Genomic DNA, 21483 nt, shown 5'->3' with positions numbered 1-21483 from the left:
CCTAACGCGGCGGCTGCCGGTCAACAACAGCCCCAGCGCCCCAACCCCCTGCATTTCTGATCGCGGTCGATGACGATTGGTTCATCGGAAGGTTAACAAAGGACCACGCAGGGGCCTCCATGTCGCCCAAAAGAGCCGCTTGACGCCCCATCAGCCGCGCCTCTGGGTACATACGGGCGGCTTTCGACATCCGTGCCGATATCCGGTCACCCGGCCGCGCCAAAACCCCGACCGGCACCCGCGCCATAATGGTCTGCCAATCCTGCCAAAGGTGAAACTGTGCCAGATTGTCCGCCCCCATAAGCCACACAAACCTTACGCCGACGTAGCGGTCTTGCAAAGCCGCGATGGTTTGCGCGGTGTAGCGCATGCCAAGTCTGGCCTCTATATCTGTGACCTCCACGCGGGGATGTTGCATCGCCGCGCGCGCCGCGATCAGCCTGTCGTGCATCGGCGCAGGCCCACGCTTTTTCAGGGGGTTGCCTGGGCTCACAAGCCACCAGACACGATCCAGACCAAACCGCGTAAGCGCCGCGCGCGTGATATGAACATGTCCGTCATGGGCAGGATCAAACGACCCCCCCAACAGCCCGATCTTCTGGCCCGGTCGGGCGAAAGGCCCTTCACACCGCAGCATCTTCATCCCCTCATCACATCGCTCCAAACGCAAATCAGCTTCTGCTGAAATAATGTCAATTCCTATCAAAATAATCGCGCGCTTTAACACTTGATCAGCAACTTGGCGCCTATGGTCCGTTATCACGACTGGACCAGCTGCTTTGACAAGTACGAGTATCATTTTTGGCGTTGCATGTGTGGCCATGCTGGTTTTTGGCCAGTTGGCCTGGAGGTTGTCGACGCAAAACAACCGATTGCGCCAACGGTTAGCTTCCGTTCAAGACCGCACAACCGCCATTCTCAAAGACCTCGAACACTATCGGCTGTCTGTTGAAAACACCTCTGACGGGATATTACTGCAGGATCTCAAGGGGCGGATCATTTGGTGCAACGACGCCTATTGCGACATCATGAGGGTCGAAAAATCGGACATCATCGGACGCAATCCGATGGAGTTCGCCTTTCCCGACGACGAACAGCCCTCACAAGCCGAAATCGACGCCTTCACATACGACCCGACCGATAGCCGTTTAAAAAGCCTCCAACTTTTCCGCAACAAACGGAGCGACGGAAACCTGTTCTGGAGCCAGTTGAGCGTTGCTTTTCGCACCGGCGCCGGTGGGGAGGACTATGCGGTCCTCGTATGCCGCGATGTCACTCAACAAGTTGAAAGAGAAATATACCTCGAAGACCTGACCGCGCGCTTGGAACATGAAGCAACCCACGGCAATCTGACTGGCGTCCCCAATCGCGGTGCCTTCCTCAACTTTATCAAGGCAGCCCTTCGAAACAATCCTGACGGCACAGTGGGCCTCCTCCATGTTGATCTTGATAATTTCAAAATGATCAACGACACGCACGGGCATTCAGCCGGCGATGCGGTCTTGCGGCACACCGCACAGACGATCAAATCTAGGTTGCGCAAAAGCGATATGGTGGCCCGTATCGGCGGTGACGAATTCGTGGTCGTATGCTGCGACAGCGCGGACCTTGAATACCTCGGGGCGGTCGGCCAACGCTTGTTAGGCGCATTGGCCAATCCATTCACGTGGTCCGACCGAAGCCTGATCGCAGAGGCAAGTATCGGCGCCGCACAATGTGAGGCTGGCAATACCGACGCGGAAGATCTTTTGATTAAGGCTGACTTCGCTTTGTATGAAGCCAAAAGATCGGGCCGTGGATGTATTGAACTCTACGACGCCTCTTTACACGACCGTCACGCCCATGAGACCCGCCTCGCCTCAGAACTGGCAGAGGCCATTGATACTGGGACCTTCGACTTCTCATTTCAGCCGGTCAAGAACCTTTGGAATGACAAAGTGATCGGGTTTGAAACCCTCGCCCGCTGGATCCATCCAGACACCGGCCGCGTGTATTCACCGGCAGAGTTCCTGCCGATTATCGAAGACATTGGATTGCTGGGCGAACTTGACATGATTTCGATGATGACCGCGTTGGAAAAGAAAGCATCCCTCGCCCGATCCGGTTTTGGTGACCTGCGCATTTCGTTTAATGCCTCGCCGGAGCTGCTGGCCCACCCGGACTTCATCAACCGGCTGATCTGGGCTGTCGAAGCCAGCAATCTGGATCGAAACCACATCACAATCGAAGTCTTGGAAACCAACAACTTTGGCGATACCGCCGAAACCTCGTCCCAAGGCGCGATCATCCGGGATCTGAAACAAGCCGGATTTCAGGTCTTCCTCGACGATTTCGGGGTGGGATATGCGGGCCTTTCCCACCTTGCGACCCTCGATCTGTCCGGTGTCAAAATCGACCGCAGCCTTGTCAGCTGCATTTTGACCGATGATGTCAGTTTCAAAATTGTCCGAAAGGCGATCGAGTTGTGCAATGATCTGTCCATCGCAGTCATTGCAGAAGGTGTCGAAGACGAAACCACGGCGAGGACCCTTCAAGACATGGGCTGCAGCCTGATCCAAGGCTACTGGATTTCCCGCCCTATCCCCAGCGGCGATATCGTCACATGGTTGACCCATGAACAGGTTCCTCACGCCGCAATTTCCTGAACCTTCGGTGGCACCGGTGTCCGCACATCCTTGCACCCCTACCCGCCCTTGCGTATGCACGGACAAAACCCGTTTTACATGCAGGATTTGACCCATGGCAGCCTATCAATATGTCTACTTCATGGACGGAGTGTCCAAGACCTACCCCGGCGGTAAAAAAGTATTCGAAAACATCCGCCTCAATTTCCTTCCCGGCGTGAAAATCGGTGTTGTCGGCGTCAACGGCACCGGTAAATCGACCTTGATGCGCATCATGGCCGGTCAGGACAAAGACTTTCAGGGGGACGCTTGGGCCGCAGAAGGTGCGCGGGTCGGTTACCTGCCGCAGGAACCCGAACTCGACCCGAACCTGACGGTCCGCGAAAACGTCATGTTGGGTGTGGCAGATAAAAAGGCGATCCTTGATCGCTACAACGAACTTGCCATGAATTATTCTGACGAAACCGCCGACGAAATGGCGAAATTGCAGGATGAAATCGACAGTCAAAACCTGTGGGATCTGGATGCACAGATCGATGTCTCGATGGAGGCCTTGCGCTGCCCGCCCGATGATGCCGATGTGACCACGCTGTCAGGTGGTGAAAAGCGCCGCGTGGCCTTGTGTCAGCTGCTTCTGGACGCGCCTGACATGCTGCTCCTCGACGAACCGACCAACCACCTTGACGCAGAAACTATTGCGTGGCTGCAACAGCACCTTATTGATTATAAAGGCACAATTTTGATCGTGACCCACGATCGCTATTTCCTTGATGCGATCACAGGCTGGATATTGGAGCTGGATCGCGGGTCGGGCATTCCACACGAAGGCAATTATTCCAGCTGGCTAGAAGCCAAAGCAAAACGTCTCGAACGTGAAGCCAAGGAAGACAAGTCCAAGCAGCGCACGCTGGAACGCGAACTGGAATGGATGCGCCAAGGCGCCAAAGCCCGCCAAGCCAAATCCAAGGCCCGTATCAGTGCCTACAACGAACTCGCCAATCAATCCGAACGCGAAAAAATGGGCCGCGCCCAGATCATTATCCCCAATGGGCCACGTCTTGGTGACAAGGTGATCGAGGTTGAAAACCTTTCGAAGGCGATGGGCGACAAACTTTTGGTTGAAAACCTCAGCTTTGATCTGCCGCCGGGCGGCATTGTCGGCGTGATTGGCCCCAACGGCGCGGGTAAATCCACGCTTTTTGGCATGCTGACGGGCCAGATCGAACCAGACAGCGGGTCGGTCAGCTACGGCGATACGGTCGAACTCAGCTATGTGGACCAATCGCGCGACGCGCTGGACGCGAACGCCACCGTGTGGGAGGAAATTTCCTCCGGCGGGGAGGTTATCCAGCTGGGGGACGCGCAGATGAATTCCCGTGCCTATTGCTCCGCTTTCAACTTCAAAGGCGGCGATCAGCAAAAGAAAGTCGGCATCCTTTCGGGCGGTGAACGCAACCGTGTTCACATGGCGAAGCTTTTGAAATCAGGCGGAAACGTCCTGTTGCTTGATGAACCAACCAACGATCTTGATGTCGAAACACTGCGCGCCCTCGAAGACGCTCTCGTGGATTTCGCAGGCTGCGCCGTCGTCATTTCCCACGACCGTTTCTTCCTCGACCGGATTTGCACGCATATCTTGGCATTCGAAGGCGAAGCCCACGTCGAATGGTTCCAAGGCAACTTCGAGGACTATGAAGAAGACAAGAAACGCCGTCTGGGGGCCGACGCGATGGAGCCCAAGCGCATGAAACACAAGAAATTCGCGCGTTAATTTAGGGGGCGGTCTTCGGGCCGCCCTTTTTACTTCCGCTTCACAAACTCCGTCAAAATCACGATCCGCTGGCCTTCGACCTTGCCCTCGATATGCGCTGCATTGTCTGGGTCGAGCGATATGTTCCGCACCGCCGTGCCCCGCTTGGCCGTGAAACCCGCACCCTTCACGGGCAGGTCTTTGACCAAGACAACCGTGTCCCCATGGTCCAACCGCATCCCATAGCTGTCGAAATGTTCCACGACCAAAGCGTCTGCCTTCGCGCGCGCCATGACATCGGGCTCCATCATCATGGCCTCGCGGGTATCCCGCGCCCACATCTCGTCGATGTCACCCAGCTTGCGCCAAACGGCGATCTGGACGGATGGTTCCTGTGACCAAGCCGCCCCTTCCAGACACCGCCAATGGGCCGCAGGAGGGGCATCGCTGCGACAAACCGAACACAGTAAAACCTGATCTTCGTGCGGAACATCGACGCTGGCCAATTCCGCCGTACCCCCGCAAAATTCGCCCACACCGCCTGCGCGATCCATCAATTCATCCCAACGCATCGCATACCACTTTGATTTCGCGTCCCTTTGACACCCAAGCGCGCGCAGGCGCAAGCCGGCACAACCCCGGCGCGAATGCGCTCATTTACGTGAACGGCACCGTTGACCCTTGCCAAACACCCCCGCCTGCCCCATATGCCGTCTTGCAGACGTTACCCTATATCGACCCCTGTCTTCCTTTATCGGCTTACAGTTCTTCGACCTAGCACTGACCAAGCCACAGCTGTCGCACTCCGCGGGCAGCCCCTTGAAAAGGAAAACATGACATGGCCAACGGCACCGTCAAATGGTTCAACACCACAAAAGGCTTCGGCTTTATCGCTCCTGAAACTGGTGGCAAGGACGTTTTCGTCCACATCTCCGCAGTTGAGCGTTCCGGCCTCACAGGCCTCGCAGACGACCAGAAAGTGACGTTCGACGTCGAAGCTGGGCGCGACGGCCGCGAAAGCGCAGTGAACCTCGCTCTCGCATAAGGCATCTGCCTGACAGACAAAAAAGGGGCGGTTCCTATCGGAGCCGCCCCTTTTTCATGCAAACACGATTGTGGATCAGGCCGCCGCCTTTTCCTCAACCTGTGTATCTTCGTCGGCCTCAGGCGCTGGCAGCGCGAGGGCCTCATCCGGCATCTGTTCCGGCAGCGTAACGGTCAACAAGCCAGAGTTGAGGTCAACCCCAACCACCGCCTTGTCCGCCATCCCGGCCAGAACGCTGTTCAATTCTTCCACGGCGCGTTCAACAGTTTGTCGCTGCGTTTCAGCGGCAGACTTCCCCGCGCCCCGACCAAACATGAATTTAAACATCAATATCCCCTTTTCCATTGATTCTAATATAGGGATGACTGGGGTCTCACTGCAGGGGAAACCCGCGCCAACCTTCCCTCCAAATGACCATTTGCACCCATAAGCTGCAGCCTGCCCAAAACAGCAGCAGCCTGTTTTTTCTTGATTTGAAAGGGGTCCAGTTCCATGTTTGTGGGGCAACGTTATACACGATCCATACTGCTCCTCTTACGGCCCAGTCTCTCGATCTTGCACTGACGCGCCACGCCGCTGCATGCTGCGAGCGGGAAAAAGACAAGGAGAACAACGGTATGGCTAACGGCACCGTGAAATGGTTCAACACCACAAAAGGCTACGGCTTCATCGCGCCTGAGGGCGGATCAAAGGACGTTTTCGTCCATATCTCTGCGGTCGAACGGTCAGGTCTGACGGGTCTTGCGGACAATCAAAAGGTGACTTTTGACATTGAGGCAGGCCGCGATGGCCGCGAAAGCGCCATCAATCTGGCTTTGGCGGACTAAGTCACGCACCCCGAACTTTCAGACGGGCGCGCAGTGCAATCTGCGCGCCCGTTTTGTTTGGATTTAGTCGTTGAGAACGAAGGTCACTTTCATGACCACACGGTACTCATCCACCTTGCCATCCTTGACGGTGACCTTCTGGTCCGCAACCCAAGCGCTGGTGATGCCCTTGAGGGTCTTGGAGGCCCGTTCAATCCCGTTTTCGACGGCATCGTCGAAGGATTTGTTTGAGGATGAGATGATTTCAGTGACTTTTGCGACAGACATTTGACGCTCCCTTTTTGTGTGTTCGAAAGATTAACGGTCCGGTTTGGTTAAGTCGATATCCGTCACCTTCACGATCTGAACACCGCCATCCGCCAAAGGTTGCACAAGGGAAGACGCGTCCCCCTCATCCCCCGTGAGCCACGTCGACACCTGATCTGCCGTCAAAATGACACCCATCCTGTGGTGAATTTTGCGAACCTCTGCGTTGGGCTCACAGGTGATCGTTGCCACCTGCGGCACCTGAACACCGCCCGGCCCTGCCCAAACATCAAAAATCGCGGCAACGCCCACGACACCCCCACCGGCGGGGGTCAGCCGCCAAGCGGTCTTTTTGCGCCGCTCCCCCGTCCATTCATACCAGCCATTGATCGGAACAATCGCACGTTCCACGCCCTCAAACGCGGATTTGTCGAATACCGTTTCGCCGCGTGCGTTGATGATCGTCTCCATCACCGGTCGGCCACGGGCATTTTTGCGCCCCACGGGGATCATCCCCCACCGCATCATGCGCGGTCCCTCCGCGGTGAGCGTCAAAACCTCTTCACCCGGCGCGATGTTCTGCCGTGACGGCACATCGGGGATCATGCCCCCTGCATAGGCAGACACCTCATCCGGTGTGGACGTCAGAAACATCCGGCCAGGCATTTATTCAACCAACGCCAGTACAGAGGGGCCCATAGCTTCGACAATTCGCGCAACACCTTCAGGGTTCGGGTGGATGCCATCGGGCTGCATATAGCGCGCCCGCGCGGCCCCCATATCCCCATCCTCAAGCAAACCGTCAAAGAACGTCCGATACAGGGTCACGTCACAGGCCTCAGCCAGGTCAGAATACATCCCGTCAAACTGCGCCTTAAAGGTCGCCCCGTAGTTCAGCGGTGCTTCCATGCCGACCAAAAGCATTTCAACGCCTGCGTCTTCGCCTGCCGCCAGAATGCCATCCAGATTGGCGCGGCTGTTGGCCGGATCGATCCCGCGCAACAGGTCGTTGCCGCCCAGCGCCACGATCATCGCGTCCACGTCTGGCGTCAGCGTCCAAGCCACGCGGCTCAGACCGCCTGCGGTCGTGTCCCCCGACACGCCTGCATTGATGACCTCAACGTCGGCCCCTTGCGCCCGCAACCATGCCTCAAGCTGCGGCACAAACCCGTCCTCTTGGGCCAAGCCATAGCCCTGCGTCAGGCTGTCGCCCAAGGCCGCAATGGTCACCGTTTCCGCCTGTACTGCCCCTGCGCCCAACATGATCGCAAATCCGAGGTTGCGACAGGCGCGTATCATCTTACATGAAACTGAACCGACCCGTTCAAAGGCCCGCGATATGACAGACGCCCTTACCCTTACCGATGTTTCGCTATCGCTTTCGGGCAATGCGGGACAGGTGGATATCCTCCATGACATATCGTTGACGGTGAAACAGGGGGATACCTTGGGGCTGGTCGGGCCAAGCGGGTCGGGCAAATCGTCTCTCCTGATGTTGATGGGCGGGTTGGAAACCGCCACGTCGGGGCAAATTCTGGCACTTGGAACAGACATCACCGCCATGGGTGAGGACGATCTGGCGCGCTTTCGTAGGGATAATATGGGTGTGGTGTTTCAATCCTTCCACCTTATTCCCACAATGACCGCGCTGGAAAACGTAGCAACCCCGTTGGAACTGGCCGGTGTGCGTGATGCCTTCGCCCGTGCCGAGGCCGAGCTTGAGGCCGTGGGCCTTGCCCACCGGACCGATCATTATCCGGCCCAAATGTCGGGGGGCGAACAACAGCGCGTGGCGCTGGCCCGCGCTTCCGTCACCCGCCCGAAGCTGCTGCTGGCCGATGAACCCACGGGCAATCTGGATGAAACAAACGGTGCCGCGATTATCGACATGCTCTTTGGTCTGCGCGACCGGCACGGGGCGACCTTGATCATGGTCACCCACTCCAACGAACTGGCGGCGCGCTGTGATCACGTCCTGCGTTTGCGCGACGGGCGTATCGACACCACATTAAAGGCCGCCGAATGACCCTGTCGCTGGCTTGGACTTTTGCCAAACGCGAATTGCGCGGCGGCCTGCACGGGTTTCGTATCTTTCTGGCCTGCCTTGCCTTGGGCGTGGCGGCCATCGCCGCTGTCGGCACCGTGCGCGCCTCCATTCAGGCCGGATTAGAGGCTGAAGGCGCATCGCTCCTTGGCGGGGATGCGGTCGTGCGCTTCACCTACCGGTTTGCAAACGACGTCGAACGCCACTGGATGAACAGCATCGCCACTCGCGTGTCTGAGACGACGGACTTCCGGTCCATGGTCGTGGTAGACCGCGACACAGTCGAACGCGGCCTGACCCAAGTGCAGGCCGTTGACGACCTCTACCCCCTGATCGGTGCGGTGAACCTCGAACCGCCGATGCCTTTGGCGCAGGCCTTTGCCGGCGACGGGACGTTTCCGGGCGGGGTCATGGAACGGGTCTTGGCCGACCGGTTGGCGCTCTCCCCCGGCGACAAGTTCAAGCTGGGGGATCAAACATTCGTCCTCTCCGCGATCCTCGTCAGCTACCCTGACAACTCCGGCGGCGGGTTCGGCCTTGGCCCACGATCACTGGTCCTGTTGGACGATCTGGCCAATGCGGGTTTGCTGGCCGAAGGCACGCTGATGGACAGCGCCTACCGCCTTGATTTGCCCGAAAACACCGACCTTGCCACTTTGGAAGCCGAAGCCGAAGCGAAGTTCCGAGACAGTGGCCTGCGTTGGCAGGATGCCCGCGCGGGCGCGCCCGGCGTGTCGAGGTTCGTCGACCGCATTGGCGCGTTCCTGATCCTTGTGGGGCTGTCCGGCCTTGCGGTGGGCGGCGTGGGTGTCTCCGCCGCTGTGCGGTCCTACCTGCAGGGCAAAACCGCCGTCATCGCGACCCTCAAGACCCTAGGCGCCACCCGCCGCACGATCTTTTTGACGTATTTTCTGCAAATTGGCGTGTTGACCCTCGCTGGGATCGCGATCGGCATCGTCCTTGGGTCTGCCATCCCACTGGCCTTCGCACCCATCATCGAGGCCCGCCTGCCGATCCCGACAGAATTCACCCTGCATCCCGCCCCCTTGATGGAGGCCGCGATCTACGGCCTCCTCGCAGCTTTGATTTTCACCCTTTGGCCCTTGGCCCGTACCGAGGATATCAAGGCCGCGACCCTCTTTCGCGACGCTTTCGGTGCTGGGAAAGCCTTGCCCGCGAACCGCTACATCTTTGCGACGATCCTCTTGTTTGCGGTTCTGATTGGCACGGCGATTGCTTTTTCTGGCACGGCATTTCTGACGCTGTGGACCGCCGGTGGCATCCTCTTTGCACTGGCGCTTTTGCTGCTCGCCGCTGCGTTCGCCCGTTTCACCGCACGCAAGTTCAGGCGCCTGTCCCGTGGCCGTCCTACCCTGCGGTTCGCCTTGGGCGCCATCGGCGCGCGCGGCGGGGAAACAACCTCGGTCGTACTGTCCCTTGGTCTTGGCCTTGCGGTGCTGGCCGCCGTCGGCCAGATCGACGGCAACTTGCGCAACGCCATCGCCAATGACCTGCCCGAGGTCGCGCCCAGCTATTTCTTCGTCGACATCCAGCCCGACCAGATCGACGGCTTCCGCGACCGGCTCGACAGCGACAGCCAAGTGTCCGGGTATGAGGCCGCCCCCATGCTGCGGGGCATCATCACCCAAATCAACGGCACCCCTGCACGTGAGGTCGCGGATCATTGGGTCCTGCAAGGCGACCGCGGCGTGACCTACTCTGCGCAGCCTGCCGAAGGCACCGTGATCACCGAAGGCGAATGGTGGCCCGAAGATTACGCAGGCCCGCCGCTTGTCAGCTTCGCAGCGGAAGAAGCCATGGAAATGGGTCTGCAAATCGGGGACACAATCACCACCAACATCCTTGGCCGCGACATCACCGCGACCATCGCATCCTTCCGCGAAGTGTCGTTTGAAGACGCAGGGATAGGTTTCATCATGTCGATGAACCCCACAGCCCTGCAAGGCGCGCCCCACAGCTGGATCAGCACCGTCTATTCCGAACCGCAGGCCGAGGCCGCGATCCTGCGCGACCTTGCCACGGCCTACCCAAACATCACCGCGATCCGCGTCCGCGATGCGATCGACCAGGTGGTCGACCTGCTGGGTGGCATCGCTGCCGCCACCCGCTACGGCGCTTTGGCGACTTTGGTGACAGGATTTCTGGTCCTCATCGGGGCGGCGGCGGCAGGGACACGTGCGCGAACCTTCGAATCTGCGGTGCTCAAAACCCTTGGGGCCAGCCGCGCGTCTATATTGCGCAGCTTCGCCTTGCGCGCAGCCCTGCTGGGGCTTGCCGCCGGTCTGGTGGCCCTGACCGCCGGGATCGCCGGTGGCTGGGCGGTCAGCACCTATATCATGGAGACGGAGTTTACCCCCATCTGGTCTTCCGCCAGTGTCATCATCCTAGGCGGCATGGCCGCCACGATGATCGCAGGCCTCGCCTTTGCGTGGGGGCCTTTAGCTGCGAAACCCGCTCGCGTCTTGCGCGCCCGCGAATGATCACGCAGAACACGGCATGACCCACCCGCGCTTCTTTGGCTACGGCTCGCTCGTCAATCTGGCGACGCACCACTACCCCGATCCACGCCCCGCAACCCTCACCGGGTGGCGGCGCGTCTGGTGTCAGGCCAAAGCGCGCCCCGTGGCGTTTCTGTCTGTCGAACCGCATGACACGACGTTGCACGGGATCACAGCGCAGGTGCCGGACAATGATTGGGCGGCCTTGGACCTGCGCGAACATGCCTATCTGCGCCGAGACGTGACGGCGCAGTTTGATGGCCCGACAGCTGTCTATCAGGCAAACCCGGACCACACGGCCCCGGCCTCAACCGGTCATCCCATTTTACTCAGCTATCTGGATGTTGTCGTCGCGGGCTTTTCGGCCCTAACGCCGGACGGGCCGGATCATTTCTTTGACACCACGACCGCATGGGGGCCGGTGTTGGATGATCGCGCGGATCCTTTGTACCCCCGCGCGCAACCGCTGACCGACAAAACCCGCCAAGTGGTCGATGCCGCCCTCGCGGCCCTAGCGGTTTCGGTGCAGCCAGCCGAAGACGCGCGCCTGCTTGTCGAGGCCATCAAGACGGCCCACGTCCCCGCCTCCGTCGTTCATGATGCGCAGGGCAACCCAGACAGCAACGGCGGCAAATAAAACGCCACCCACCGCCTGCCCGATCAACACGCCCGCGGCCCCGAACCACGCTGAGAAGGCCATCACAAAGGGGATCGTGCCCAAAGTATGCCGCCCCCAGTTGACCAATGTGCTGAAGAAAGGACGCCCCATATTGTTGCACGCGGCGTTGCTGACAAAGATCAACCCGTTAAAGAACCACAGTAGGCTCAGCGGTCCGGCAAACAGGAACACCAGCGTCAGGGCTTCCCCGTCCAGATCAAACAACATCCGCAAGGCCGGTCTAAGGAGGAACAGCAGCAAAGACATGCCGACCACCACCACGGCCGTAAAGATCACCCCATCCCGGAACGCGCCCTTCACCCGCGCGCGATTGCCCGCACCGAAGTTCTGGCCAATCACTGGCCCGATGGCCCCGGATAGTGCAAAGATCACCGCAAAGGCCACCGGCGTCAGCCGACCTACGATGGCCATCCCTGCCACCGCATCCTCGCCAAAGGTCGACATGGCGCGGGTGACGTAGGCCTGCCCGATGGGCGTGGCTAGCTGGGTGAGGATGGCCGGAAATGCGATGACAACGACGGGCCGCAGATCAGGTAGCACAGATGCGAAGGTCGGACGGCCAAAACCACCATAAAACCGCACAATCGGGATCAAGGCCGTGGCCCCAATGGCCAAACGTGCCGCAACCGACGCCCATGCCGCCCCTTCAAGCTCCAACCCCGCGCCGAAGATCAGGATCGGGTCCAGAACTCCATTCACGATCGCGCCATAAATTGTGGCCATCATCGACCGGCGCGCGTCCCCATGGGCGCGCAGGATCGCCCCACCAACCATACCCGCCAGCAACAAAGGCAGGGAGGGTATGATGATACGCAGATAGGACACCGCCAGCTCAGCTGTTTCCCCCGTGGCCCCGACCAAGCCCACGATCAACGCGAGATTGAACCAGACAAGGGCCGCAAAGACGGCCCCAAAGACGACCCCGTAGATCAAAACATTGGTGGCCTGTCGCTGGGCCTTGTCGCGGTCCCCCTCGCCCAGATCGCGTGCGACCAATGCCCCCGCCGCAATCGCCATGCCGATCCCGAAGCTGGAGGTGAAAAACAAAATCGCCCCCGCATACCCGATTGCGGCCGCCAGTTCGGCCTTGCCCAACATGGAGATGAAGATCATGTCGATAAAATCGACCAAAAACACCGCCATCAATCCAACGGACGACGTCAACGCCATAACGGTGATGTGCCGCATCAACGATCCGGTCAGAAACTTCGCTTGGGTATCAGCCACGGGCAGAAAATCCTCTGATTTTCTGTAACCAAACTCTTTTCAAAGAGTTTGCGCCACCCCTAAACGTGGGGCTTCCCCTGCAACAGGGGCATGACGTCCGCCATTTCTGGCCCACGGGTCCGGCCAGTGATCGCGTGGCGCAATGGCATAAACAGCCCCTTACCCTTGCGGCCGGTCGCGTCCTTTACGGCAGCTGTCCATGTGGACCATGTATCGTCGGCATAGGGCGGCTCACCCAGCAGGCCGAAGGCTTGCGCCACGAACTCCGCGTCCTCTTCAGCAATCTGCGGGGTGGCGCCATCGCGGAACACGGCCCACCAGTCCCCCATTTCCTCCAGTGAGGAAATGTTTTCGCGCACCACATTCCAGAACCGCTCCCCCAGCGCATCGGGCACGCCCAGCGCGCGCACGCCGTCTGCCACCTCGGCAAAGGGGCGCGCGGCCAGCCAGCGGGCCGTCAGCGGTTGCAAATCATCCGCATCGAATTTTGTGGGGGCTGAGCCGAACTTCGACAGATCAAAGCCCGCAACAACCTCATCCACTGTTTCGCGCAATTCCACTGGATCAGAGGACCCCAACCGCGCCATCAGCGACAAAATTGCCATCGGGGCCACACCATTTTTTCGCAGATCACGCAGGGCCAAGGTCCCCAAACGTTTCGACAAAGCCTCCCCCTGAGGACCGGTGAGCAAAGAATGGTGCGCAAAGGTCGGCACCGTGCCGCCCAAGGCCACAATCATCTGGATTTGTGTCGCCGTGTTGGTCACGTGATCAGACCCACGCACCACATGGGTCACGCCAAATTCCGTGTCATCGACGACTGACGCCAACGTATACAAATACTGGCCGTCACCTCGGATCAGCACCGGATCGGATACGGAGGCTGCGTCAATTGACAGATCACCCAGAATCGCATCCGTCCACTCGATCCGTTCCTGATCCAGTTTGAACCGCCAATGCCCCTGACGCCCCTCGGCGCGGTAGGCGGCCTTCTGGTCCTCTGTCAGGTCCAGCGCTGCGCGGTCGTAGACAGGTGGTTTGCCCATGTTCAGTTGCTTTTTGCGCTTGAGGTCCAGTTCAACTGGCGTCTCAAAACATTCATACAACCGTCCCATCGCGATCAGCTTGTCACGGGCCGCATCGTACTGCGCCAACCGTTTGGATTGATATTCAATCCGGTCCCACGAAATCCCCAACCATGTCAGATCTTCCTGAATGGCATCCACGTATTCCTGTTTGGACCGCTCCGGATCCGTGTCATCAATCCGCAGGATGAATTCGCCGCCCGCCTGACGGGCAATCGCATAGTTGAACAAGGCGGCGCGCAGGTTGCCGATGTGCAGATAACCGGTGGGCGAGGGGGCGAAACGGGTGGTTGTCATGGGAATTCTCCTATTGGTCCCGCGCTTGTCATAGCGCGCGCAAAATGTCCATATCCGCCCCATGACGACGCTTGCTGAAATTGAACGCATCGCGCTTGAAACCGTGCGGAACTTGCCCGCCCCATTCGCTGCGCTTGCCAGCGACGTGGTGGTGCAAGTCGAAGACGTATTGCCCGATCATCTGCTGGACCCTGATGATGACCCGCATGCCCAACGGGATGAGATCACGGGGATGTACGACGGCATCCCGCTCACTGAAAAATCCACCTTCGATGCGCCTTACGGCCCCGACGTTGTCTGGCTGTTTCGCCAACCCATCTTGATGGAATTGGCAGAGCGTGACGTGACCCTGACCGAACTGGTCGCCCACGTGACGATCCACGAATTCGCCCATCATTTCGGATGGTTGGACGATGACATCGCCGCAATCGATCGTTGGTGGGAATAGCCGCTTTAGCTGCCTGTCACGGGATAACGTCTGCCCAGATCATCGACACCGCGGCGTACCAATTCCTCAACCACGGATAAATCCACATCCGCCAGTTTGTTGATGTGGAGGCAGGCTTTGCCGATCTTGTGTTTGCCCAACCGGTCGCGGATGGCTGAATAATCCTGATACCCTGGCATGATATAAAGGCTAAGGGCCGTTTTGCGCGGGCTGAACCCGGTGGCCAATGACGTGCCAGACCGCCCGCTGTCGTAGACGTAATCATAGGATCCATAGCCCACAATCGTTGGCCCCCACAGGCGCGGGGTCCACCCGGTGATCCGCCGGAACATCGCGTCCAGAACCAGCCCATCGGCACGGCGCACGGGGTGGTCCACCGCCTCAAGAAAGGCGGTTACGTCTTGATCTGTCGCCTTGGTTTTATTCTCGGCCATCGCGCAACATACCACGGCCGATGATCAAAATCACGCCTGTCCGCTCTTGTCTCGCCAACGGTTCACAATGGGATAGCGCCGGTCGAGCCAGAACGCCTTCATCGACAAACGCGGGCCGGGTGCCGATTGGAAGCGTTTGTATTCTGAAATGTAGACCAGATGTTCGACCCGTTTGACCGTGTCACGGTCATATCCAGCGGCCACACAGTCCGCCACCGATGCCTCCCCATCGACCAGCATTTCCAAAATACCGTCCAGTACGGGATAGTCTGGCAGGCTGTCGCTGTCCTTCTGGTCCTCGCGCAGCTCAGCTGACGGGGGCTTGTCGATGATCGCCACGGGAATCACCTCCGCCTCCGGGCCCATCATCCAATCGCGGTGGTTGGCGTTGCGCCAACGGCAGGCGTCGAAGACGCGGGTTTTGTACATGTCTTTGATGGGGTTGTAGCCCCCTGCCATATCGCCATAGATCGTGGCATAGCCCACCGCGACCTCGGATTTGTTGCCTGTCGTCAGCAACATTTCCCCGAACTTGTTGGACTGCGCCATCAGCAACAGACCACGAATGCGCGATTGGATATTCTCCTCGGTCAGGCCTTCATCATAGCCTTCGAACAATGGCGCCAAAGTGTCAGTCACCGCTGCCCGCGTTTGGCCAATCGGCACAATGTCATAGCGCACGCCCAAGGCCGCAGCAGCGGCTTTGGCGTCGGTCAAGGACGCCTCGGACGTATATTCAGACGGCATCATCACGCAGCGCACGTTGTCCGGCCCCAATGCATCAACGGCAATCGCGGCAACAATCGCCGAATCGACCCCGCCAGACAGACCCAACAGCACCTTTTTGAAACCAGTCTTGGCCATGTAGTCGCGCAAACCCACGACCATCGCGGCATAATCTGTTTCCAATGGCGCGGGCAGGATCGCTTTGTCGCCATCCTCCGCCGCCCAGCCGTTATCGGTTTTGACAAAATCCACGGTTGTGACGCTTTCGGCAAACCACGGCAACTGCAACGCCAGCTTGCCGCCCCGGTTCAGCACAAATGAACCACCGTCGAATATCTGGTCGTCCTGACCGCCCACCATGTTCAGATATGCCAGCGGCACATCGTTTTCGACCACACGGGCAACCATGTTGTTCAGCCGCACATCGAACTTTTCGCGAAAATAGGGGCTTCCGTTGGGCACCAGCAACAGCTCCGCCCCACTTTCGACCATGGCTTCACAGACGTCCTCGTACCACGCGTCCTCACAAATGGGCGTGCCAACCCGCAAAGGGCCCGCGTCCCACGGGCCTTGCATATCAGCGCGCGAGAACAGGCGCACTTCGTCGAAGACGTTGAAATTGGGTAGGAAATACTTGCGCGTAATGTTGTGAATCGCACCGTCTTTGAGGATGAAATAGGCGTTGTGCAGCTTTGACAGCTCTGCCAATGGTCCACCGATGCCCAGCATCGGCCCATCCGCGCAGTCGCGCGCCAGCGCCTCAATCGCGGCCTGACAGGCGGCCACAAAAGCAGGCTTTTGCACCAAATCCTGCGTCTGATAGCCCGCGATAAACATCTCAGGCAGCATGACCAGATCGGCCCCCGCCGCGCGGCCTTGGTCCCACGCGGCCCGCGCCTTGGCGGCGTTGCCGTCAATATCGCCCACGGTGGGGTTCATCTGTGCTATCGTCACGCGGAAACGGTCGGTCATAGCGGGGCCTTTCATCGCTTTGTCCTTCATCTAGTCCGCAAAGCAGGCAAGGGGAAGCCGAAGGTGTAAACGCCCCGTTGCGCCACCCCGCCCTTGGCCCTATCGTGCACAAAAGTCTCTAGGGGGAGCAGCCCGACCATGAAGCGTTTTACACCGCACCTGATCGCCTTGACGATACTGGCCACGCCTGCGTTGGCCCAATCGGTCCAGACCAAGCAATACGACGACGGCGGCATCTACGAAGGCCAGTTCCTCAACGGGTTGCAACACGGGCAAGGCGCCTACACCCTGCCCAACGGCTACCGCTACGAAGGTGAATGGTTCGAAGGCGAAATTCGCGGCCAAGGCGTTGCCAACTTCCCCAACGGATCGGTCTACGAGGGCCAGTTTGCAGCCGGCAAACCCGAAGGTTTTGGTCTGATCAACTTTGCCGATGGCGGCACCTATGAAGGCGACTGGACCGACGGCAAGATCACCGGACGCGGCATTGCGCGCTACGCCAACGGCGTCGTTTACGAAGGCGATTTCCGCAACGCCATGCACCACGGACGCGGCAAAATGACGTCTCCGGGTGGCTATATCTACGACGGCCCATGGGTCAACGGTGTCAAAGAAGGCGAAGGCCAGATCACCTATCCGGACGGTGCCATTTACGAAGGCACGCTGGCCGACGGGGAACGCGAGGGCATCGGCAAACTGACCATGCCAGACGGGTTGATCTACGAAGGCACCTGGTCTGCGGGCCAGATCGAAGGGTCGGGCCGCCTGATCCAGCCCAACGGCGACATTTACGAAGGCGATCTGGTGGCAGGCAAACGGGACGGCACAGGCACCGTGACCTACGCCAACGGCGACGTCTATCAAGGCGGCTTCGTCAATGATTTGCGCCATGGCACAGGCACTTTCGTGGGCACCGACGGCTACCGCTATGCGGGCGAATGGTCCGAAGGCCAGATCGAAGGCACCGGCGAAGTCACCTACCCCGACGGGTCCACCTATGCGGGCACCTTTGCCGATGATCTGGCGGACGGCACCGGCAAAATCACCTATCCGGACGGGTCCACCTACGAAGGCGAATGGGAGGCAGGCGTCATCCAAGGGCGCGGCGTCGCCACCTATGCCAATGGTCTTGTATATGAGGGCGAGTTTCTGAACGCCAAAAACCACGGTACGGGCACCATGACCTACGCCGACGGCTACACCTATGTCGGCACGTGGGCCAATGGCCAACGCGAAGGGTTCGGCACGGCCACTTACGCGGACGGCACCATCTATGAAGGCGAATTCCTGAACGGCCAGCGCAATGGATCGGGTAAAATCACCATGCCGGACGGCTTCACCTATGAAGGCGCGTGGGACATGGGCGAAATCTCGGGCCTTGGGGTCGCGACCTACACCAATGGCGACGTCTATTCAGGACAATTCCGGTCAGGCCGCCGTCAGGGCGAAGGCACGATGACATATGCGTCCGGTCAGGTTGCGGGCGGCGAATGGCAAGACGGCGCGCTTGTCACGCAAAGCGCCACAAACCCGGCCACCGACAGCGTTGTCGTAGACGAGGCCCCTGCCTCCGAATAATCTTAGCCGTCGAACAGCGGTATCGTCGAAATCGACATCTTGGCCGACCCTTGGCTGAGTTCATTTGCATGACTAAGGTAGATCAAAACCTGATTTTCCGCGTCCAGAATGCGGGTCAAACGCAGGGATTTGAACACAATCGACCGTCCTTCGCGAAACACCGTTTCACCATCGCGCGACCGGTCGATATCGCCAATCACGATAGGGCCAGTCTGACGGCAATCGACGGAGGCATTGGACGGGTCTTCAAACCAATTGCCATTGGAAATCCGGTCAATCAGGCTGCGTTCGAAATAGCTGATGTGACAGGTCACGCCTTCGACGTCAGGGTCAGGAATGGCCTCAATGATAATGTCATTACCGACCCAATCAACACCCACGCGCCCCACCTCTTCTGCGGCCACAACCGTGGCCATAAAGGTTGCAAATGTCGCGGCAATCACGGCGATGAGGAATTTCATGAAGGGGCCTTTCAAACGGGTTCACCCCCTAACCCCCGACGGAGCGATCTTGTTCCCTAGACCACGTCGCCTGCGTCCAGTTTGGCCAGAAATCCTTCCGCCTCTCGTAGGACGGTGGCGCGACGATCCTCATCCATCCGGTCCCAAACGCGGTACATGTTGCCCATGCGGTGATTGTTCTTGAACGTCTCACGGTGGCGATCCAGAAAATGCCAATACAAAAGGTTGAACGGACACGCATCTGGGCCCGTTTTATCCTTTACCTTGTAGCTGCATCCCTTGCAGTAATCCGACATCTTATCGATGTAATTCCCGCTGGAGATATAGGGTTTTGACGCAATAATACCCCCGTCGGCAAACTGGCTCATGCCAATGACATTTGGCGCCTCCACCCATTCGTAGGCATCCGCATAGACGGCAAGATACCATTCATGGACCTGATGGGGATCAATCCCCGCCAACAGCGCGAAATTGCCGGTGACCATAAGACGTTGGATATGGTGGGCGTAGGCCTCATCATGGGTCTGCTCCACGGCCTTGGACACGCAAGCCATCCATGTCGTCTCGCCCCAGAAAAACGCTGGCAAATCGCGGTCATGTTTCAGGAAGTTGCGGCTGGTGTAGTCTGGGCCCTCCAGAAAATAGATGCCGCGGATGTATTCGCGCCAACCGATGATTTGCCGGATAAATCCTTCGGCGGCGTTGATCGGCGCATCGCCTGCTTTCCACGCCGCCTCGACAGCTTCGCAAACTTCCAACGGGTCCAGCAAACCTGCGTTGATATAAAGGCCCACAATCGCATGGTAGAGGAACCGTTCATCCCCCATCATCGCATCTTGAAAATCTCCGAATTTCGGCAAACCGCCCTTGACCCAATGGGCAAGATGCTGGCGCGCCTGCCCCTGATCGGTGGCAAACCAGAAATCATCCACGGTCCCGAAATTATCCGCGAACCGGTCGCGCACCAAATCAAGAACCTCGCGCGTGACCTCATCAGTCTGGAACCGCATCGGCCCCGAATAATCGACCGATCCAGGCGCAGGCTTGCGGTTATCGTGGTCGAAATTCCATTTCTCACCGGCAGGCTTGTCGCCCTCCATCATCAGACCGGTCTTGCGCCGCATCTCACGATAGAAATATTCCATCCGCAGCGCCTTGCGTCCCTCGGCCCAGTCTTCAAACATCTTATGCGATGCGATGAACCGGTCGTCCTGCAGAATTTCAACGTCCAGCGGCACCGATTGCAGCGCTTCAATCAGCCGCCACTCGCCCGGTTCTGTCACCACGATCTGTGATGTCCCGGCCTCTTCGGCGCGCTGCAACAAAACCTCTCCCAATGACGCAGGCGTATCGGGGTCATCCAAACGCGCATAGCGCACATCCCATCCAGCCTTTTCCAGCCGTGCCGCAAACTTGCGCATCGCGGCAAAAAGGAACGCGATTTTTTTAGGGTGGTGTTTGACATAGTCGGCCTCCCCCATGACTTCAGCCATCACCACAATGTCCGTGGACGCGTCGGCGGCCTGTAGCGACGACAGACCCTCGGAAAGCTGATCGCCCAACACCAAAACCAGCTTCACCATGGCACGCCCTCGCCCGCATAATCGAAAAACTGGCCGGTCTGCTCCGGCCCAAACCCCTCCATCACATCACACAAGTTCGAAGCCGCCTGCGACGCTGCCACCTTTTTGTGGCCGGGGTAGCCTTCGGTAAACGGCGTCTCGACCGTACCGGGGTGCAGGGCGACAATCGCAGCCTGCTTGCGCTTGCGCCCGATCTCAATGGCGGCGCCATGCACGATCTGGTTCAGCGCTGCCTTCGAGGCGCGGTAGGAATACCACCCCCCGATCTTGTTATCCCCGATGGATCCGACCCGCGCCGACAAAACCCCCACCACCGACGGTCCGTCCCTTGGCAAAAGCCGCTCGACGTGACGCAAGATCAACGTAGGCCCCACTGCATTGACGGCATAGACGTCCAGCATCTGCTGCGCCTCAACAGCCTCCAACGTCTTTTCGGGCGCGCCGCCCACGGCCAAGGTGCCTATGGCCACGCAAATCAGATCAAACGGTCCTTCGACCGCCCCCAACACCCGGTCCACTGAACCCGGATCGGTCACATCCAACCCGTCCACCGACCGCGACACAGGCGTCACATTATAGCCGCGCGCGCCCAACTCCTGCACCATGGCGGACCCAATGCCACCCCGTGCCCCGATAACCAATGCCTGTTTCATGCGCGTCAGGTAGCTTTGTTGCGCCGCCCTTCCAGCTTCTCTGGTTCAAAAATACCTAAGCTCAACCCGCACCTCCGCCACACCGTCCGCCGACGGGAGGCCATCCAATCATCACGCGCCCGCAGGGCACATTTTAACAACATTTCCCTTTTCAAACGCGTCCCCATACGTATAGTCCGCCGTATGAGCACGTCCGCACATACGCAGGCCACCTTGGGCCTACTCCTTAGCCGCCTCTGAGCGTGCCTTTTGGCGCGACCGCTCAGAGGGGACGACGCGCCAAGA

21 protein-coding genes and 1 pseudogene are annotated in these 21483 nt (G+C 59.1%); 9 read left to right on the top strand and 13 right to left on the bottom strand.

Annotated elements, in window-relative coordinates; all coding sequences use genetic code 11:
* Nucleotide 1: 1 nt before the first annotated feature.
* Nucleotides 2-637: a nicotinate-nucleotide adenylyltransferase gene (locus tag ACTG36_RS05590; protein ID WP_439141665.1), complete on the bottom strand. Its 636-nt coding sequence runs from the start codon at nt 635-637 to the stop codon at nt 2-4.
* A 235-nt stretch (nt 638-872) separates the two neighbouring features.
* Between ACTG36_RS05590 and ACTG36_RS05585 the strand changes: the two genes are divergently transcribed.
* Nucleotides 873-2645: a putative bifunctional diguanylate cyclase/phosphodiesterase gene (locus tag ACTG36_RS05585; RefSeq protein WP_439141663.1), complete on the top strand. Its 1773-nt coding sequence runs from the start codon at nt 873-875 to the stop codon at nt 2643-2645.
* Between the two features lie 94 nt (nt 2646-2739).
* A complete protein-coding gene (gene ettA / locus ACTG36_RS05580; protein ID WP_439141661.1) occupies nt 2740-4395 on the top strand; it encodes an energy-dependent translational throttle protein EttA in 1656 nt (551 codons plus the stop codon).
* A gap of 29 nt (nt 4396-4424) precedes the next feature.
* Here ettA and ACTG36_RS05575 read toward each other — a convergent pair whose 3' ends face one another.
* On the bottom strand, nt 4425-4946 hold the full coding sequence (locus tag ACTG36_RS05575; RefSeq protein ID WP_375279793.1) for an alkylphosphonate utilization protein: 522 nt from the start codon (nt 4944-4946) through the stop codon (nt 4425-4427).
* Between the two features lie 266 nt (nt 4947-5212).
* On the opposite strand from ACTG36_RS05575, the gene ACTG36_RS05570 reads away from it, so the two are divergent.
* The gene (locus ACTG36_RS05570) at nt 5213-5419 is read left to right on the top strand and encodes a cold-shock protein (RefSeq protein ID WP_015496137.1); all 207 of its coding nucleotides are present in this window, start codon (nt 5213-5215) and stop codon (nt 5417-5419) included.
* A 75-nt stretch (nt 5420-5494) separates the two neighbouring features.
* On the opposite strand, the gene ACTG36_RS05565 is transcribed toward ACTG36_RS05570, so the two are convergent.
* Nucleotides 5495-5746 (bottom strand): hypothetical protein, encoded by a 252-nt coding sequence (locus ACTG36_RS05565; protein WP_375279792.1) that lies wholly within the window; start codon nt 5744-5746, stop codon nt 5495-5497.
* A gap of 290 nt (nt 5747-6036) precedes the next feature.
* On the opposite strand from ACTG36_RS05565, the gene ACTG36_RS05560 reads away from it, so the two are divergent.
* Complete coding sequence (locus tag ACTG36_RS05560; protein ID WP_296419422.1) at nt 6037-6246, top strand: cold-shock protein; 210 nt, start codon at nt 6037-6039, stop codon at nt 6244-6246.
* A 63-nt stretch (nt 6247-6309) separates the two neighbouring features.
* Here ACTG36_RS05560 and ACTG36_RS05555 read toward each other — a convergent pair whose 3' ends face one another.
* The 3 genes from ACTG36_RS05555 to ACTG36_RS05545 are packed head-to-tail and all read right to left on the bottom strand — an operon-like array spanning nt 6310 to nt 7791.
* Nucleotides 6310-6513 (bottom strand): dodecin family protein, encoded by a 204-nt coding sequence (locus tag ACTG36_RS05555; protein ID WP_375279791.1) that lies wholly within the window; start codon nt 6511-6513, stop codon nt 6310-6312.
* A 30-nt stretch (nt 6514-6543) separates the two neighbouring features.
* The gene (locus ACTG36_RS05550) at nt 6544-7146 is read right to left on the bottom strand and encodes an SOS response-associated peptidase (RefSeq protein ID WP_375279790.1); all 603 of its coding nucleotides are present in this window, start codon (nt 7144-7146) and stop codon (nt 6544-6546) included.
* Nucleotides 7147-7158: 12 nt separating this feature from the next.
* Nucleotides 7159-7791: an arylesterase gene (locus ACTG36_RS05545; RefSeq protein WP_439141656.1), complete on the bottom strand. Its 633-nt coding sequence runs from the start codon at nt 7789-7791 to the stop codon at nt 7159-7161.
* 40 nt (nt 7792-7831) lie between these two features.
* Here ACTG36_RS05545 and ACTG36_RS05540 point away from each other — a divergent pair, with 40 nt between their 5' ends.
* From ACTG36_RS05540 to ACTG36_RS05530, 3 genes and pseudogenes are all read left to right on the top strand, one after another.
* Complete coding sequence (locus tag ACTG36_RS05540) at nt 7832-8518, top strand: ABC transporter ATP-binding protein (RefSeq protein WP_375279788.1); 687 nt, start codon at nt 7832-7834, stop codon at nt 8516-8518.
* Nucleotides 8515-11037, top strand: a complete 2523-nt coding sequence (locus ACTG36_RS05535) for an ABC transporter permease (RefSeq protein ID WP_375279787.1) — start codon at nt 8515-8517, stop codon at nt 11035-11037. Before ACTG36_RS05540 ends, ACTG36_RS05535 begins: the two co-directional genes overlap by 4 nt.
* A gap of 16 nt (nt 11038-11053) precedes the next feature.
* Nucleotides 11054-11329 (top strand): annotated as a pseudogene (locus tag ACTG36_RS05530) (gamma-glutamylcyclotransferase family protein); the annotation flags it as partial.
* Nucleotides 11330-11566: 237 nt separating this feature from the next.
* Here ACTG36_RS05530 and ACTG36_RS05525 read toward each other — a convergent pair.
* Both ACTG36_RS05525 and gltX read right to left on the bottom strand, forming a co-directional pair.
* The gene (locus ACTG36_RS05525; RefSeq protein WP_375279786.1) at nt 11567-12961 is read right to left on the bottom strand and encodes an MATE family efflux transporter; all 1395 of its coding nucleotides are present in this window, start codon (nt 12959-12961) and stop codon (nt 11567-11569) included.
* Between the two features lie 59 nt (nt 12962-13020).
* Entirely contained in the window at nt 13021-14343 is a 1323-nt protein-coding gene (gene gltX, locus ACTG36_RS05520) for a glutamate--tRNA ligase (protein ID WP_375279785.1), read from the bottom strand.
* Between the two features lie 61 nt (nt 14344-14404).
* Between gltX and ACTG36_RS05515 the strand changes: the two genes are divergently transcribed.
* Complete coding sequence (locus ACTG36_RS05515; protein WP_375279784.1) at nt 14405-14791, top strand: metallopeptidase family protein; 387 nt, start codon at nt 14405-14407, stop codon at nt 14789-14791.
* Nucleotides 14792-14796: 5 nt separating this feature from the next.
* Here the strand turns inward: ACTG36_RS05515 and ACTG36_RS05510 are convergent, their stop codons facing one another.
* Complete coding sequence (locus ACTG36_RS05510; RefSeq protein WP_375279783.1) at nt 14797-15225, bottom strand: DUF1801 domain-containing protein; 429 nt, start codon at nt 15223-15225, stop codon at nt 14797-14799.
* A 30-nt stretch (nt 15226-15255) separates the two neighbouring features.
* A complete protein-coding gene (locus ACTG36_RS05505) occupies nt 15256-16923 on the bottom strand; it encodes an NAD+ synthase (RefSeq protein WP_375279782.1) in 1668 nt (555 codons plus the stop codon).
* A gap of 138 nt (nt 16924-17061) precedes the next feature.
* Between ACTG36_RS05505 and ACTG36_RS05500 the strand changes: the two genes are divergently transcribed.
* A complete protein-coding gene (locus tag ACTG36_RS05500) occupies nt 17062-18501 on the top strand; it encodes an MORN repeat-containing protein (RefSeq protein WP_375279781.1) in 1440 nt (479 codons plus the stop codon).
* A 2-nt stretch (nt 18502-18503) separates the two neighbouring features.
* Here ACTG36_RS05500 and ACTG36_RS05495 read toward each other — a convergent pair whose 3' ends face one another.
* From ACTG36_RS05495 to ACTG36_RS05485, 3 genes are read right to left on the bottom strand one after another with little or no spacing between them, the layout of a single operon-like run.
* The gene (locus ACTG36_RS05495) at nt 18504-18962 is read right to left on the bottom strand and encodes a CreA family protein (RefSeq protein WP_375279780.1); all 459 of its coding nucleotides are present in this window, start codon (nt 18960-18962) and stop codon (nt 18504-18506) included.
* Nucleotides 18963-19018: 56 nt separating this feature from the next.
* The gene (locus tag ACTG36_RS05490; protein ID WP_375279779.1) at nt 19019-20545 is read right to left on the bottom strand and encodes a cryptochrome/photolyase family protein; all 1527 of its coding nucleotides are present in this window, start codon (nt 20543-20545) and stop codon (nt 19019-19021) included.
* Nucleotides 20539-21198 carry an SDR family NAD(P)-dependent oxidoreductase gene (locus ACTG36_RS05485; RefSeq protein WP_375279778.1) on the bottom strand — a complete coding sequence of 220 codons (660 nt, stop codon included), beginning with the start codon at nt 21196-21198 and terminating at the stop codon, nt 20539-20541. The genes ACTG36_RS05490 and ACTG36_RS05485 overlap by 7 nt, the downstream gene beginning before the upstream one ends.
* Between the last annotated feature and the right edge of the window lie 285 nt (nt 21199-21483).

Source organism: Pseudooctadecabacter sp., from assembly GCF_965657175.1.
GTDB lineage: Bacteria > Pseudomonadota > Alphaproteobacteria > Rhodobacterales > Rhodobacteraceae > Octadecabacter.
The sequence above is the reverse complement of the archived record's forward strand: the minus strand, read 5'-3'. Positions and strand labels throughout refer to the sequence as shown.